At 40.0% G+C, this 453-nt stretch carries 1 protein-coding gene; it reads right to left on the reverse strand.

What is annotated here, in order from left to right:
* On the reverse strand, positions 1–453 hold a 453-nt coding region (locus J7R05_RS08070), incomplete at both ends, for a COX15/CtaA family protein (RefSeq protein WP_208541857.1).

Genomic DNA, 453 nt, shown 5'->3' on the forward strand with positions numbered 1-453 from the left:
GGGTTTATCTGTACATTCTGTAAGACCGCGAGACAAAGAAGTGACAAAAACAATAACAAAACATGCGGCCATGAGATGAATTGCCAAACGAGATTGACTGACACTTGTCAGATTGCTTTGAACAAGCCCAGATGCTACCATCCACCAACCAATAACACCTGGAACAGCGATAAGAATTGGCACAACAACAAGTTGGCACAAAATACCTCTTTCAATACGTGTGGTAATCCAAAACCAAATCAAGCCCAATAAAACTACAAAAACAACAACACGACCAAGAACACGATGCCCCCCCACCCACCAGAAAATAACCTTAAATGCGCTTAATGTCATATCACGATCAAGCAAGTTATATTGCGCTATCTGTTGATATTTCAAAAATTCTTCCTGCCACTGATATATACCTATAGGTGGAATTACACCATGAATTGGCTTCCATTCAGTTATAGATAG

The sequence above is a fragment of the Bartonella capreoli genome (assembly GCF_902813205.1).
Classification (GTDB): domain Bacteria; phylum Pseudomonadota; class Alphaproteobacteria; order Rhizobiales; family Rhizobiaceae; genus Bartonella; species Bartonella schoenbuchensis.